At 52.3% G+C, this 14418-nt stretch carries 15 protein-coding genes and 2 pseudogenes; 11 read left to right on the top strand and 6 right to left on the bottom strand.

Annotated features, from left to right (window positions below; translation table 11 throughout):
• From yidD to D9597_RS11330, 4 genes are all read right to left on the bottom strand, one after another.
• Nucleotides 1-258, bottom strand: coding sequence for a membrane protein insertion efficiency factor YidD (gene yidD / locus D9597_RS11345; RefSeq protein WP_001307474.1), 258 nt, complete (start codon nt 256-258; stop codon nt 1-3).
• Nucleotides 222-581 (bottom strand): ribonuclease P protein component, encoded by a 360-nt coding sequence (gene rnpA, locus D9597_RS11340; RefSeq protein WP_000239730.1) that lies wholly within the window; start codon nt 579-581, stop codon nt 222-224. The genes yidD and rnpA overlap by 37 nt, the downstream gene beginning before the upstream one ends.
• Before the next feature lie 16 nt (nt 582-597).
• Entirely contained in the window at nt 598-738 is a 141-nt protein-coding gene (rpmH, locus tag D9597_RS11335; protein WP_000831330.1) for a 50S ribosomal protein L34, read from the bottom strand.
• A 238-nt stretch (nt 739-976) separates the two neighbouring features.
• The gene (locus tag D9597_RS11330; RefSeq protein WP_123057980.1) at nt 977-1048 is read right to left on the bottom strand and encodes a hypothetical protein; all 72 of its coding nucleotides are present in this window, start codon (nt 1046-1048) and stop codon (nt 977-979) included.
• A 296-nt stretch (nt 1049-1344) separates the two neighbouring features.
• Here D9597_RS11330 and dnaA point away from each other — a divergent pair, with 296 nt between their 5' ends.
• The 6 genes from dnaA to yidA all read left to right on the top strand — a co-directional run bounded on the left by dnaA (nt 1345) and on the right by yidA (nt 8931).
• Nucleotides 1345-2745 carry a chromosomal replication initiator protein DnaA gene (gene dnaA, locus D9597_RS11325; RefSeq protein ID WP_000059100.1) on the top strand — a complete coding sequence of 467 codons (1401 nt, stop codon included), beginning with the start codon at nt 1345-1347 and terminating at the stop codon, nt 2743-2745.
• A 4-nt stretch (nt 2746-2749) separates the two neighbouring features.
• Nucleotides 2750-3850: a DNA polymerase III subunit beta gene (gene dnaN / locus D9597_RS11320; RefSeq protein ID WP_000673464.1), complete on the top strand. Its 1101-nt coding sequence runs from the start codon at nt 2750-2752 to the stop codon at nt 3848-3850.
• A complete protein-coding gene (recF, locus tag D9597_RS11315; RefSeq protein WP_000060112.1) occupies nt 3850-4923 on the top strand; it encodes a DNA replication/repair protein RecF in 1074 nt (357 codons plus the stop codon). The genes dnaN and recF overlap by 1 nt, the downstream gene beginning before the upstream one ends.
• A 28-nt stretch (nt 4924-4951) precedes the next feature.
• Nucleotides 4952-7366, top strand: coding sequence for a DNA topoisomerase (ATP-hydrolyzing) subunit B (gyrB, locus tag D9597_RS11310; protein ID WP_130206798.1), 2415 nt, complete (start codon nt 4952-4954; stop codon nt 7364-7366).
• A 239-nt stretch (nt 7367-7605) separates the two neighbouring features.
• Nucleotides 7606-8004, top strand: a complete 399-nt coding sequence (locus D9597_RS11305; protein ID WP_205712847.1) for a YidB family protein — start codon at nt 7606-7608, stop codon at nt 8002-8004.
• Nucleotides 8005-8118: 114 nt separating this feature from the next.
• On the top strand, nt 8119-8931 hold the full coding sequence (yidA, locus tag D9597_RS11300; RefSeq protein ID WP_130215106.1) for a sugar-phosphatase: 813 nt from the start codon (nt 8119-8121) through the stop codon (nt 8929-8931).
• Between the two features lie 43 nt (nt 8932-8974).
• On the opposite strand, the gene D9597_RS11295 is transcribed toward yidA, so the two are convergent.
• A complete protein-coding gene (locus tag D9597_RS11295) occupies nt 8975-9631 on the bottom strand; it encodes a hypothetical protein (protein ID WP_130222505.1) in 657 nt (218 codons plus the stop codon).
• A 277-nt stretch (nt 9632-9908) separates the two neighbouring features.
• Between D9597_RS11295 and dgoR the strand changes: the two genes are divergently transcribed.
• The 5 genes and pseudogenes from dgoR (at nt 9909) to D9597_RS11270 (ending at nt 13349) form a co-directional block, all read left to right on the top strand.
• Nucleotides 9909-10598 (top strand): D-galactonate utilization transcriptional regulator DgoR, encoded by a 690-nt coding sequence (dgoR, locus tag D9597_RS11290; protein ID WP_000174297.1) that lies wholly within the window; start codon nt 9909-9911, stop codon nt 10596-10598.
• Nucleotides 10599-10626: 28 nt separating this feature from the next.
• Nucleotides 10627-10728 (top strand): annotated as a pseudogene (locus D9597_RS11285) (2-oxo-3-deoxygalactonate kinase); the annotation flags it as partial.
• A pseudogene (locus D9597_RS11280) lies at nt 10722-10793 on the top strand (2-dehydro-3-deoxy-6-phosphogalactonate aldolase); the annotation flags it as partial. The pseudogenes D9597_RS11285 and D9597_RS11280, both read left to right, overlap by 7 nt.
• Nucleotides 10790-11938 carry a galactonate dehydratase gene (gene dgoD, locus D9597_RS11275; protein ID WP_130222503.1) on the top strand — a complete coding sequence of 383 codons (1149 nt, stop codon included), beginning with the start codon at nt 10790-10792 and terminating at the stop codon, nt 11936-11938. The pseudogene D9597_RS11280 and the gene dgoD, both read left to right, overlap by 4 nt.
• A gap of 118 nt (nt 11939-12056) precedes the next feature.
• Nucleotides 12057-13349, top strand: a complete 1293-nt coding sequence (locus D9597_RS11270; protein ID WP_001306718.1) for an MFS transporter — start codon at nt 12057-12059, stop codon at nt 13347-13349.
• Here the strand turns inward: D9597_RS11270 and cbrA are convergent.
• Nucleotides 13310-14410 (bottom strand): colicin M resistance lipid reductase CbrA, encoded by a 1101-nt coding sequence (cbrA, locus tag D9597_RS11265; RefSeq protein WP_130222501.1) that lies wholly within the window; start codon nt 14408-14410, stop codon nt 13310-13312. The two genes, D9597_RS11270 and cbrA, sit on opposite strands and share 40 nt — an antisense overlap.
• Between the last annotated feature and the right edge of the window lie 8 nt (nt 14411-14418).

Below are 14418 nucleotides of genomic sequence, written 5' to 3'. Positions count from 1 at the left end.
TTAGTGTTCTCTGGTATCAAATGGTCCGGGCGGGACGGGATCGTCACCACCAGGGTGTAAAGGGTGGCATTTTAATACGCGTTTCACCGTCAACCAACTGCCTTTTATCACTCCAAACCTGCGCAATGCCTCAATTCCGTAGCTTGAACAGGTTGGAGTGAAACGACAATGCGGCCCGAGTAGCGGACTAATCAGGCGTTGATAGACCCGAATGAGGGCTATCAGGACCCGCGAGCCAGGCGACAGTGGCGGCGCCATAATTTTTCCAACGCTTCCGAGAGAGCACGGTTATCGAGGTCGGCAACCCCTTTTTTCGCCACCACCACGAAATCCATAGCCGGGAGTTCATGTTGGCGCAGACGGAAGCTTTCACGCGTCAGACGTTTAATCCGATTGCGTTCATGCGCGCGTCGAACGTTTTTCTTGGCGACAGTAAGACCGATACGGGGATGCCCCAGCGAATTCAGGCGGCCGAGAATGGTAATTTGCGGCGTGCCAGCCCGTTGTGGCTGCTGGAAGACGAATGTGAATTGACTGGGAGTTAACAAACGTAACTCCCTGGGAAATGCGAGCTTAACCACGCAGGGGTTAGCTATATTACTTAGAAACGGTCAGACGAGCGCGGCCTTTAGCACGACGACGTGCCAGAACCTGACGACCATTTTTAGTAGCCATACGAGCACGGAAGCCGTGAGAACGGTTGCGCTTCAGTACAGACGGTTGAAAAGTGCGTTTCATGGCGATTTCTACCTAAACTTGAATAAATTCAATGGCTTTATTGGATATCCGCCGAAAAATGAAACGATGGACACCGAAGCCATGGGTGATTAAAGAGGCCGGATTGTAATAATTGTACACTCCGGAGTCAATTCTCTTTCCTTATTTACCGCGCTTTTCCGCACCTTTTCGCTGGGAAAATGTACGGCTTCACACCAGTGAAAACCAGCATGGCGCGCCGGGGCGAGGATTATACGGGCTACCGGGTAAAGCGCAAGGATCGTCCAGGATCTTTATTAGATCGATTAAGCCTAATTTTGTCTAAGGTCATTAAATTTTCCAATATGCGGCGTAAATCGTGCCCGCCTTGCGGCAGGATCGTTTACACTTAGCGAGTTCTGGAAAGCCCTGTGGATAAATCGGGAAAATCTGTGAGAAACAGAAGATCTCTTGCGCAGTTTAGGCTATGATCCGCGGTCCCGATCGTTTTGCAGGATCTTGATCGGGCATATAACCGCAGACAGCGGTTCGTGCGTCACCCTCATGCAGGGTCTTTTCGACGTGCGTCAACAATCATGAATGTTTCAGCCTTAGTCATAATCGACTTTTGTTCGAGTGGAGTCCGCCGTGTCACTTTCGCTTTGGCAGCAGTGTCTTGCCCGATTGCAGGATGAGTTACCAGCCACAGAATTCAGTATGTGGATACGCCCATTGCAGGCGGAACTGAGCGATAACACGCTGGCCTTGTACGCGCCAAACCGTTTTGTCCTCGATTGGGTAAGGGACAAGTACCTCAATAATATCAATGGACTGCTAACCAGTTTCTGTGGAGCGGATGCCCCACAGCTGCGTTTTGAAGTGGGCACAAAGCCCGTGACACAAACGCTGAAAGTCCCTGCCAGCAATACAGTTGCACCCGCTCAGGCAGCGCAGGTGCAGCCGCAACGCGCTGCGCCTTCTACGCGCTCAGGCTGGGATAACGTTCCGGCTCCGGCAGAACCGACCTATCGTTCCAACGTCAACGTTAAACATACGTTTGATAACTTCGTCGAAGGTAAATCTAACCAACTGGCGCGCGCGGCGGCTCGCCAGGTGGCAGACAACCCGGGCGGCGCCTATAACCCGCTGTTCCTTTATGGCGGCACGGGGCTGGGTAAAACTCACCTGCTGCATGCGGTGGGTAATGGCATTATGGCGCGCAAGCCGAATGCCAAAGTGGTTTATATGCACTCCGAACGCTTTGTTCAGGACATGGTAAAAGCCCTGCAAAACAATGCGATCGAAGAGTTTAAACGCTACTACCGTTCCGTTGATGCGCTGCTGATCGACGATATTCAGTTTTTCGCCAATAAAGAACGATCCCAGGAAGAGTTTTTCCATACCTTTAACGCCCTGCTGGAAGGTAATCAGCAGATCATCCTCACGTCGGATCGCTATCCGAAAGAGATCAACGGTGTTGAGGATCGTTTGAAATCTCGCTTCGGCTGGGGGCTGACTGTGGCGATCGAACCGCCAGAGCTGGAAACCCGCGTGGCGATCCTGATGAAAAAGGCCGACGAAAACGACATTCGTTTGCCGGGCGAAGTGGCGTTCTTTATCGCCAAGCGTCTACGATCTAACGTACGTGAGCTGGAAGGGGCGCTTAACCGCGTCATTGCTAACGCCAACTTTACCGGACGGGCGATCACGATTGACTTCGTACGTGAGGCGCTGCGCGACTTACTGGCTTTGCAGGAAAAACTGGTCACTATCGACAATATTCAGAAGACGGTGGCAGAGTACTACAAGATCAAAGTCGCGGATCTCCTTTCCAAACGTCGATCCCGCTCGGTAGCGCGTCCACGTCAGATGGCGATGGCGCTGGCGAAAGAACTGACTAACCACAGTCTGCCGGAGATTGGCGATGCGTTTGGTGGTCGTGACCACACGACGGTGCTTCATGCCTGCCGTAAGATCGAGCAATTGCGTGAAGAGAGCCACGATATCAAAGAAGATTTCTCTAATTTAATCAGAACATTGTCATCGTAAACCTATGAAATTTACCGTAGAACGTGAGCATTTATTAAAACCGCTACAACAGGTGAGCGGTCCGTTAGGTGGTCGTCCTACGCTACCGATTCTCGGTAATCTGCTGTTACAGGTTGCTGACGGTACGTTGTCGCTGACCGGTACTGATCTCGAGATGGAAATGGTGGCACGCGTTGCGCTGGTTCAGCCGCACGAACCAGGGGCGACGACCGTTCCGGCGCGCAAATTCTTTGATATCTGCCGTGGTCTGCCTGAAGGCGCGGAAATTGCCGTGCAGCTGGAAGGTGAGCGGATGCTGGTGCGCTCCGGGCGCAGCCGTTTTTCGCTGTCAACCCTGCCAGCGGCGGATTTCCCGAACCTCGATGACTGGCAGAGCGAAGTCGAATTTACCCTGCCACAGGCGACGATGAAGCGTCTGATTGAAGCGACCCAGTTTTCTATGGCGCATCAGGACGTTCGTTATTACTTAAACGGTATGCTGTTTGAAACCGAAGGTGAAGAACTGCGCACTGTGGCGACCGACGGTCACCGTCTGGCGGTCTGTTCAATGCCAATTGGTCAATCTTTGCCAAGCCATTCGGTGATCGTGCCGCGTAAAGGCGTGATTGAACTGATGCGTATGCTCGACGGCGGCGACAATCCGCTGCGTGTACAGATTGGCAGCAACAACATTCGCGCTCACGTTGGCGACTTTATCTTCACCTCGAAACTGGTGGATGGTCGCTTCCCGGATTACCGCCGCGTTCTGCCGAAGAACCCAGACAAGCATCTGGAAGCTGGCTGCGATCTTCTCAAGCAGGCGTTTGCTCGTGCGGCAATTCTCTCTAACGAGAAATTCCGCGGTGTGCGTCTGTATGTCAGCGAAAACCAGCTGAAAATCACCGCCAATAACCCAGAACAGGAAGAAGCGGAAGAGATCCTCGACGTTACCTATAGCGGTGCGGAGATGGAAATCGGCTTCAACGTCAGCTATGTGCTGGATGTCCTGAACGCGCTGAAATGCGAAAACGTGCGCATGATGCTGACCGATTCGGTTTCCAGCGTGCAGATTGAAGATGCCGCATCACAGTCGGCTGCCTATGTTGTCATGCCAATGAGACTGTAATGTCCCTCACCCGCTTGTTGATCCGCGATTTCCGCAATATCGAAACCGCGGATCTCGCTTTATCTCCCGGCTTTAACTTTCTGGTAGGTGCCAACGGCAGCGGCAAAACCAGCGTGCTGGAAGCCATCTATACGCTCGGCCACGGTCGGGCGTTTCGCAGTTTGCAGATTGGTCGCGTTATTCGCCATGAGCAGGAAGCGTTTGTGCTCCACGGGCGTTTGCAGGGCGAAGAGCGCGAGACGGCAATTGGTTTAACCAAAGACAAACAGGGCGACAGCAAAGTCCGCATCGACGGTACTGACGGGCATAAAGTCGCGGAGCTGGCGCATCTGATGCCGATGCAACTGATAACGCCAGAAGGGTTTACTTTACTCAACGGCGGCCCCAAATACAGAAGAGCATTCCTCGACTGGGGATGCTTTCACAACGAACCCGGATTTTTCACCGCCTGGAGCAATCTCAAGCGATTGCTCAAGCAGCGCAATGCGGCGCTGCGCCAGGTGACACGTTACGAACAGCTACGCCCGTGGGATAAAGAATTGATCCCGTTGGCGGAGCAAATCAGCACCTGGCGCGCGGAGTATAGCGCCGGTATCGCGGCTGATATGGCCGATACCTGTAAGCAATTTCTCCCTGAGTTTTCTCTGACTTTCTCTTTCCAGCGCGGCTGGGAGAAAGAGACAGAGTACGCTGAGGTGCTGGAACGTAATTTTGAACGCGATCGCCAGCTAACCTACACCGCGCACGGCCCGCATAAAGCGGACTTACGCATTCGCGCCGACGGTGCGCCGGTGGAAGATACCTTATCGCGTGGGCAGCTTAAACTGCTGATGTGCGCCTTACGTCTGGCGCAAGGAGAGTTCCTCACCCGTGAAAGCGGGCGGCGGTGTCTCTACCTGATAGATGATTTTGCCTCTGAGCTTGATGATGAGCGTCGCGGGTTGCTTGCCAGCCGCTTAAAAGCGACGCAATCACAGGTCTTTGTCAGCGCGATCAGTGCTGAACACGTTATAGACATGTCGGACGAAAATTCGAAGATGTTTACCGTGGAAAAGGGTAAAATAACGGATTAACCCAAGTATAAATGAGCGAGAAACGTTGATGTCGAATTCTTATGACTCCTCCAGTATCAAAGTCCTGAAAGGGCTGGATGCGGTGCGTAAGCGCCCGGGTATGTATATCGGCGACACGGATGACGGCACCGGTCTGCACCACATGGTATTCGAGGTGGTAGATAACGCTATCGACGAAGCGCTCGCGGGTCACTGTAAAGAAATTATCGTCACCATTCACGCCGATAACTCTGTCTCTGTACAGGACGACGGGCGCGGTATTCCGACCGGTATTCACCCGGAAGAGGGCGTATCGGCGGCGGAAGTGATCATGACCGTCCTGCACGCAGGCGGTAAATTTGACGATAACTCCTATAAAGTGTCCGGCGGTCTGCACGGCGTTGGTGTTTCGGTAGTAAACGCCCTGTCGCAAAAACTGGAGCTGGTTATCCAGCGCGAGGGTAAAATTCACCGTCAGATCTACGAACACGGTGTACCACAGGCTCCGCTGGCGGTTACCGGCGACACCGATAAAACCGGCACGATGGTGCGTTTCTGGCCCAGCCTCGAAACCTTCACCAATGTGACCGAGTTCGAATATGAAATTCTGGCGAAACGTCTGCGTGAGTTGTCGTTCCTCAACTCCGGCGTTTCCATTCGTCTGAAAGACAAGCGTGATGGTAAAGAAGACCACTTCCACTATGAAGGCGGTATCAAGGCGTTCGTTGAGTATCTGAACAAGAACAAAACGCCGATCCACCCGAATATTTTCTACTTCTCCACCGAAAAAGACGGTATCGGCGTTGAAGTGGCGCTGCAGTGGAACGATGGCTTCCAGGAAAACATCTACTGCTTTACCAACAACATTCCGCAGCGTGACGGCGGTACTCACCTGGCAGGCTTCCGTGCGGCGATGACCCGTACCCTGAACGCCTACATGGACAAAGAAGGCTACAGCAAAAAAGCGAAAGTCAGCGCCACTGGCGATGATGCGCGTGAAGGCCTGATTGCCGTTGTCTCCGTGAAAGTGCCGGACCCGAAATTCTCCTCTCAGACCAAAGACAAACTGGTTTCTTCTGAGGTGAAATCGGCGGTTGAACAGCAGATGAACGAACTGCTGGCAGAATACCTGCTGGAAAATCCGACCGACGCGAAAATCGTGGTTGGCAAAATTATCGATGCTGCCCGCGCCCGTGAAGCTGCGCGCCGCGCTCGTGAAATGACCCGTCGTAAAGGTGCGCTGGACTTAGCAGGCCTGCCGGGCAAACTGGCGGACTGTCAGGAACGCGATCCGGCGCTCTCTGAACTGTACCTGGTGGAAGGGGACTCTGCGGGCGGCTCTGCAAAACAGGGGCGTAACCGCAAGAACCAGGCGATTCTGCCGTTGAAAGGTAAAATCCTCAACGTCGAGAAAGCCCGCTTCGATAAGATGCTGGCTTCCCAGGAAGTGGCGACGCTGATCACCGCGCTTGGCTGCGGGATTGGTCGTGACGAGTACAACCCAGACAAACTGCGTTATCACAGCATCATCATCATGACCGATGCGGACGTCGACGGCTCGCACATTCGTACGCTGCTATTGACCTTCTTCTATCGTCAGATGCCAGAAATCATCGAACGTGGTCACGTTTACATTGCCCAGCCGCCGCTGTACAAAGTGAAGAAAGGTAAGCAGGAACAGTACATTAAAGACGATGAAGCGATGGATCAGTACCAAATCTCCATCGCACTGGATGGTGCTTCCTTACATACCAACGCCAGCGCACCAGCTTTAGCGGGTGAAGCGTTAGAAAAACTGGTGTCTGAGTACAATGCGGCGCAGAAAATGATCGTGCGTATGGAGCGTCGTTATCCGAAAGCAATGCTGAAAGAGCTTATCTATCAGCCGACGCTGACGGAAGCCGACCTCTCTGATGAGCAGACCGTTACCCGCTGGGTGAACGCGCTGGTCAGCGAACTGAACGACAAAGAGCAGCACGGCAGCCAGTGGAAGTTTGATGTCCACACCAATGCCGAGAAAAACCTGTTCGAGCCGATTGTTCGCGTGCGTACCCACGGCGTGGATACTGACTACCCGCTGGATCACGAGTTCATCACCGGTGGCGAATATCGTCGTATCTGCACTCTGGGCGAGAAACTGCGTGGCTTGCTGGAAGAAGATGCGTTTATCGAACGTGGCGAGCGTCGTCAGCCGGTAGCCAGCTTCGAGCAGGCGCTGGACTGGCTGGTGAAAGAGTCCCGTCGTGGTCTTTCCATCCAGCGTTATAAAGGTCTGGGCGAGATGAACCCGGAACAGTTGTGGGAAACCACGATGGACCCGGAAAGCCGTCGTATGCTGCGCGTTACCGTTAAAGATGCGATTGCCGCCGACCAGCTGTTCACCACGCTGATGGGCGACGCCGTTGAACCGCGTCGTGCATTTATCGAAGAGAACGCCCTGAAAGCGGCGAATATCGATATTTAATGGCGTTAACAATGCGAGCGTGCCTGATGCGCTACGCTTATCAGGCCTACAAGACTCATGCAATGTATTGAATTTTCATGATTTTGTAGGCCGGAGAAGGCGTTAACGCCGCATCCGGCAAGAAGCTATAAGAAAAGGGCGGAAATTATCTCCGCCCTTTTTATTTCTGCAATCCGCAATTATCATCCCGCAGAACTATACTTTTTGAGTCAACACGTAACGCTTTACAGGTGATTATCATGGGGCTTTTTGATGAAGTTGTCGGTGCCTTTCTGAAAGGCGATGCGGGGAAATATCAGGCGATTTTAAGTTGGGTTGAGGAGCAGGGCGGCATTCAGGTGCTGCTGGAAAAACTGCAAAGTGGCGGCTTAGGTGCCATTCTCACATCCTGGTTGAGTAACCAACAAAGTAATCAACCGGTGAGCGGCGAACAACTGGAGTCGGCGCTCGGCACAAATGCGGTGTCCGATCTTGGACAAAAACTCGGTGTTGATACCAGTGCTGCTTCCAACATGCTGGCGGAACAATTGCCGAAGATTATTGATGCTCTATCGCCGCAGGGCGAAGTTTCGCCGCAAGCCAATAACGATTTGCTTTCCGCAGGGATGGAACTGCTGAAAGGAAAACTTTTCCGCTAAGCAAAAGGGGAGCACGCAACGCGCGTTGCATCCCCGTTTTCCCTCAGGTGTTGTACTGATTTTTGAGCGCAATCGCGTTAGCATGGGTCAGGAAACAATCTACCTGGGGAACTCATGGCTATCAAACTCATTGCTATCGATATGGATGGCACCCTTCTGCTGCCCGATCACACCATTTCACCCGCCGTTAAAAATGCGATTGCCGCAGCTCGCGCCCGTGGCGTGAATGTCGTGCTAACGACGGGGCGCCCTTATGCAGGCGTTCACAACTACCTGAAAGAACTGCACATGGAACAGCCCGGCGACTACTGCATTACTTACAACGGCGCGCTGGTACAGAAGGCTGCTGATGGCAGCACCGTGGCGCAAACAGCATTGAGCTATGACGACTATCGTTTCCTGGAAAAACTTTCTCGCGAAGTCGGTTCTCATTTTCACGCCCTGGACCGCACCACGCTGTACACCGCCAACCGCGATATCAGCTACTACACGGTGCATGAATCCTTCGTTGCCACCATTCCGCTGGTATTCTGCGAAGCGGAAAGAATGGACCCCAATATACAGCTCCTGAAAGTGATGATGATTGATGAACCCGCCATCCTCGACCAGGCTATCGCGCGTATTCCGCAGGAAGTGAAAGAGAAATACACCGTGCTGAAAAGTGCGCCGTACTTCCTCGAAATCCTCGATAAACGCGTTAACAAAGGCACTGGTGTGAAATCATTGGCCGACGTGTTGGGCATTAAACCGGAAGAAATTATGGCGATTGGCGATCAGGAAAACGACATCGCAATGATTGAATATGCAGGTGTTGGTGTGGCGATGGATAACGCTATTCCTTCGGTGAAAGAAGTGGCGAACTTTGTCACCAAATCCAACCTTGAAGATGGCGTGGCGTTTGCTATTGAGAAGTATGTGCTGAATTAATCTGTGGGCGGGCAAACAGCATGAATGCGTTTGCCCGCAGCGATTAACAATTTCTGGTCGTGCATAAAATCAGGAACTGGAGTGGTGACGTTACTATATCCAGCGTAAGAGTGACTGGTAGCAGCGCATTAACGAGGCCGCGCGGGACGCCATCTGTTGCTTTGTACTCATAAAATCCCACCGTAAAGGGTTGATGGAAAACCATCACGTTTGAGTAATCCGCTTTTTTATTTTTCTGGTGGATAGAGCCTTTCAAGCCGTCAAGTGCCCAAGTACAACGCCGGGTATCACAAATAAAACCATATTGTGTTGCCAGTGCCTTATCTTCTTCGTTGTTCCAGTCGTAATAGAGCGTAATAGCACCAGAGAATTTCTTATTACTGCTGCTTAAAATAAATTTCGCATTATCATGGACGGTGATTCTTTCGCCATGAATTGCCGGATCGTTCAGCATTTTAACCACATCACCGCCACCCGTGGTCAGCAGGTAGTCCAGCGATTCGCCAACAAAAACATAGCCTTTCGTACCGTTACTATCCTCTGCCAGTGATAAACCCGTAATCGTGTCTGACCGCCATTGCTGGGCATGTGGACGGCTTGCGGTATTAAAAACCAGTCCTGCGGTTAGACATCCGGTCAACGCGAATGCCAAAGAACACAAACCGGCAGCCTTAAAAAATCCTTTAAAATTCAACTTCATGATTAATCCTTTAAACAAGAGTGCTAAGCCGTTGAAAGCATACTCTTATTTCCCTCCTGATTAGCGCCCGACATCCCTTTTCAGATTTCTGCCCGGCGCATGTCATTTTTTATGCATTGTTCTTTTTGTGATCTAAATTGTAGTACAACAATATAAATTTGTACTACATTACGCGCACGGCAAACGCGAATGTCATCACGCTGGTACTACAAAGTTGCCGCGTTATGCATCGATCGGGGTAAAGTAGGGAAGAACATACAGAGCACAAGGACTCTCCATGACTCTCAATAAAACCGATCGCATCGTCATTACGCTGGGTAAACAGATCGTTCACGGCAAATACGTGCCAGGCTCGCCGCTTCCGGCCGAGGCGGAACTCTGTGAGGAGTTTGCAACCTCGCGCAACATCATCCGTGAAGTGTTCCGTTCACTGATGGCGAAGCGGCTGATTGAAATGAAACGTTATCGCGGCGCGTTTGTGGCAGCGCGTAACCAGTGGAATTACCTCGACACTGACGTACTGCAATGGGTGCTGGAAAACGACTACGATCCACGGCTTATCAGTGCAATGAGCGAAGTACGAAATCTGGTGGAACCTGCGATTGCCCGCTGGGCGGCGGAGCGCGCGACCTCCAGCGATCTGGCGCAGATTGAGTCCGCGCTGAACGAGATGATTGCCAACAATCAGGATCGAGAGGCGTTTAACGAAGCGGATATTCGCTATCACGAGGCGGTACTGCAATCGGTGCATAACCCGGTGTTACAGCAACTTAGCATCGCGATCAGTTCGCTGCAGCGGGCGGTTTTTGAACGAACCTGGATGGGCGATGAGGCCAACATGCCGCAAACGCTCCAGGAACATAAGGCGCTGTTCGATGCGATACGGCATCAGGACGGCGATGCGGCAGAGCAGGCGGCGCTTACCATGATCGCCAGCTCGACACGAAGGTTAAAGGAAATCACATGACAGTGTGCAACATCGCAATTGACTGGGGAATATCTCTATAATCCCCAGCGTGTGCCTCTCTCATGACGATAACCACAATGATATGCGTGGTGAAGAAACCCAATTGCACGGCGCGCAGGCACCGGGCAATCCGTAGAACGTACCACGTAGCAGGCAGCAGCATTTGTTAAGGCGTATCGAGAGGCAGTGCAATGAAAATCACCAAAATTACCACGTATCGTTTACCTCCCCGTTGGATGTTCCTGAAAATTGAAACCGATGAAGGCGTGGTCGGTTGGGGCGAGCCCGTGATCGAAGGCCGCGCCCGCACGGTTGAAGCGGCAGTTCACGAGCTGGGTGACTATTTGATTGGTCAGGATCCATCGCGCATCAATGATTTATGGCAAGTGATGTATCGCGCCGGATTTTATCGTGGCGGTCCGATCCTGATGAGCGCCATTGCCGGGATTGACCAGGCGTTATGGGATATCAAAGGCAAAGTGCTGAATGCGCCAGTCTGGCAACTGATGGGCGGCCTGGTTCGCGACAAAATTAAAGCCTACAGTTGGGTCGGTGGCGATCGTCCGGCGGATGTTATCGACGGCATTAAAACTCTGCGTGAAATCGGCTTCGATACCTTCAAACTGAACGGTTGTGAAGAACTGGGGCTAATTGATAACTCCCGCGCGATAGATGCGGCAGTCAACACCGTGGCACAAATTCGTGAAGCTTTTGGCAATCAGATTGAGTTTGGTCTTGATTTCCACGGTCGCGTCAGCGCGCCGATGGCGAAAGTGCTGATTAAAGAACTGGAACCGTATCGCCCGCTGTTTATTGAAGAGCCGGTGCTGGCGGAACAAGCCGAATACTACCCGAAACTGGCGGCACAGACGCATATCCCACTGGCGGCGGGTGAGCGCATGTTCTCACGCTTCGATTTTAAACGCGTGCTGGAGGCGGGCGGTATTTCGATTCTGCAACCGGATCTCTCCCATGCAGGCGGTATTACCGAATGCTACAAAATTGCCGCAATGGCAGAAGCCTATGATGTGACCCTTGCGCCGCACTGTCCGCTCGGACCGATTGCACTGGCCGCTTGCCTGCATATCGACTTTGTTTCCTATAACGCGGTACTTCAGGAACAAAGTATGGGCATTCATTACAACAAAGGCGCGGAGTTACTCGACTTTGTGAAAAACAAAGAAGACTTCAGCATGGTCGGCGGCTTCTTTAAACCGCTAACGAAACCGGGCTTAGGCGTGGAAATCGACGAAGCTAAAGTTATTGAGTTCAGTAAAAATGCCCCGGACTGGCGTAATCCGCTCTGGCGTCATGAAGATAACAGCGTAGCAGAGTGGTAATTCCTGCCACGTAAGCCCCTTATCGGGCACTAAAACAGCAATACAAAAATATAACCCTCTGTACATTACAGGGCAGGTGAGCGGCTTCGCTATGCCCAAAATCTGGAGAAAGCTCGCTATGGATATTCCCGTTAATGCAGCAAAGCCGGGGCGTCGGCGTTATCTGACGCTGGTGATGATCTTTATTACGGTGGTCATTTGTTATGTTGACCGCGCTAACCTGGCCGTGGCTTCCGCCCATATTCAGGAAGAGTTCGGTATTACGAAAGCGCAAATGGGCTATGTATTTTCGGCCTTTGCCTGGCTTTATACGCTATGTCAGATCCCCGGCGGTTGGTTTTTAGATCGCGTAGGTTCACGCGTGACTTACTTTATTGCGATATTTGGCTGGTCAGTGGCGACTTTATTCCAGGGCTTTGCCACGGGATTAATGTCATTAATTGGTCTGCGCGCGATAACCGGTATTTTCGAAGCGCCCGCTTTTCCGACCAATAACCGGATGGTGACCAGCTGGTTCCCGGAACATGAACGCGCTTCCGCCGTTGGTTTTTATACGTCTGGTCAGTTTGTCGGTCTGGCGTTTTTGACTCCGCTGCTGATCTGGATTCAGGAAATGTTGAGCTGGCACTGGGTGTTCATTGTCACTGGTGGTATCGGCATTATCTGGTCGCTGATTTGGTTTAAGGTTTATCAGCCGCCGCGCCTGACCAAAGGCATCAGCAAAGCTGAACTGGATTACATTCGTGATGGCGGCGGTTTGGTGGATGGCGATGCGCCGGTGAAAAAAGAGGCACGTCAGCCGTTAACAGCCAAAGACTGGAAACTGGTGTTCCATCGTAAACTGATTGGCGTCTATCTTGGGCAATTTGCGGTGGCTTCTACACTGTGGTTTTTCTTAACCTGGTTCCCGAACTATTTAACCCAGGAAAAAGGGATCACCGCGCTGAAAGCAGGCTTTATGACCACAGTGCCATTCCTCGCGGCGTTTGTCGGCGTCCTGCTCTCTGGCTGGGTCGCGGATCTGCTGGTACGTAAGGGCTTTTCACTGGGCTTTGCGCGTAAAACGCCGATTATCTGCGGCTTGCTGATCTCCACCTGCATTATGGGCGCTAACTACACCAACGATCCGATGATGATTATGTGCCTGATGGCGCTGGCATTCTTTGGCAACGGTTTTGCTTCGATTACCTGGTCGCTGGTTTCTTCTCTGGCACCGATGCGCCTGATTGGTTTAACCGGCGGCGTGTTTAACTTTGCCGGTGGTCTGGGCGGCATCACCGTTCCGCTGGTGGTGGGGTACCTGGCGCAGGGTTACGGTTTCGCACCTGCACTGGTTTATATTTCCGCCGTCGCGTTGATTGGCGCACTCTCTTACATCCTGCTGGTGGGCGATGTGAAGCGCGTTGGATAATCTTTCAACTGTGGAATATGCGCCACACCACTGCGCATAATCCACTTTCTTAAAGCCGGTGCGGTCAGGCATCGGCTTTTTACTATCTTGCCGAAGAGTTTTAAACGCAGTTTGCGGGTGGCGCGCCAGTAGGCGGCGTTGCTCTTCTCCGGCTGCTTCAGTAACACCGAACGCAGAATCTCTGCGCTATCCAGCGCATAGCTTATCCCCTCCAGCGAGCTGGCGCTGATAAATCCCGCCGCTTCACCAATCAGAAAGGCATTGTCCTTAGCGCAGACAAAATCCTGCCAGCGTGAGGGAAACAGCACCGTGCATTTTTCGCTTTTCACCGCCTTACCAAACTGGAACTGAAAGGCGCTCATTTTCTCTTTCAGTGCTGTGAAACGCGCCTGGCCATCTTTCATCGGATAGGCGCCGCCAAAGATAAAATAACCGTCTTTGCTGATACTCCATGAATAACAGTCAGTTATCGCATTATCAAAGATGCAGGAGTAGAACGGCACCGGATGTTTCTCTGCGAACCACTGCTGGATGGCGACATATTTACGAATCTGATGATCCGGGTAGAGATGTCGCCGCACCATCGAGTTGGCACCATCGGCACCGACCAGATAGCGGGCGGTAATATGCTGCTCCCAGCCGTCTGCGCGATAAATGACATGCCATTTATCATCCTCACGCCAGATTTTTCGGCACAGGCTATCGTGGTAAACCTCAACGCTGGCGGGGATCAGCGATTTCATCCACAAGTCGAAAGCATGGCGATTAATATTGATATAGCTTCGCTGGTAGTTACGCGTGAGCGATGCGGCGACGTCGACGGTTTTGACGCTGAAAATCTGCGGGTTGGCGATCACATCGACAGGAAGCGTCAGTCCATCGCGAATAAAAGAACGCTGTGCGTCCGGTGCCAGCAGACCACCGCAAGGCTTGCTGAAACCTTCAGTACCATGCTGGTGCTTTTTATCCAGCGCGATCACCTGCATTTTGCCTGCTAACTTTCGCGCCAACGCCGACCCTGCCGGGCCGAGGCCAATAATCGCCACGTCAAAATGTTCCATCTTTTCAC

It is taken from the genome of Escherichia sp. E13S3 (assembly GCF_004212325.1).
Lineage (GTDB): Bacteria > Pseudomonadota > Gammaproteobacteria > Enterobacterales > Enterobacteriaceae > Escherichia.
The sequence above is the reverse complement of the archived record's forward strand: the minus strand, read 5'-3'. Positions and strand labels throughout refer to the sequence as shown.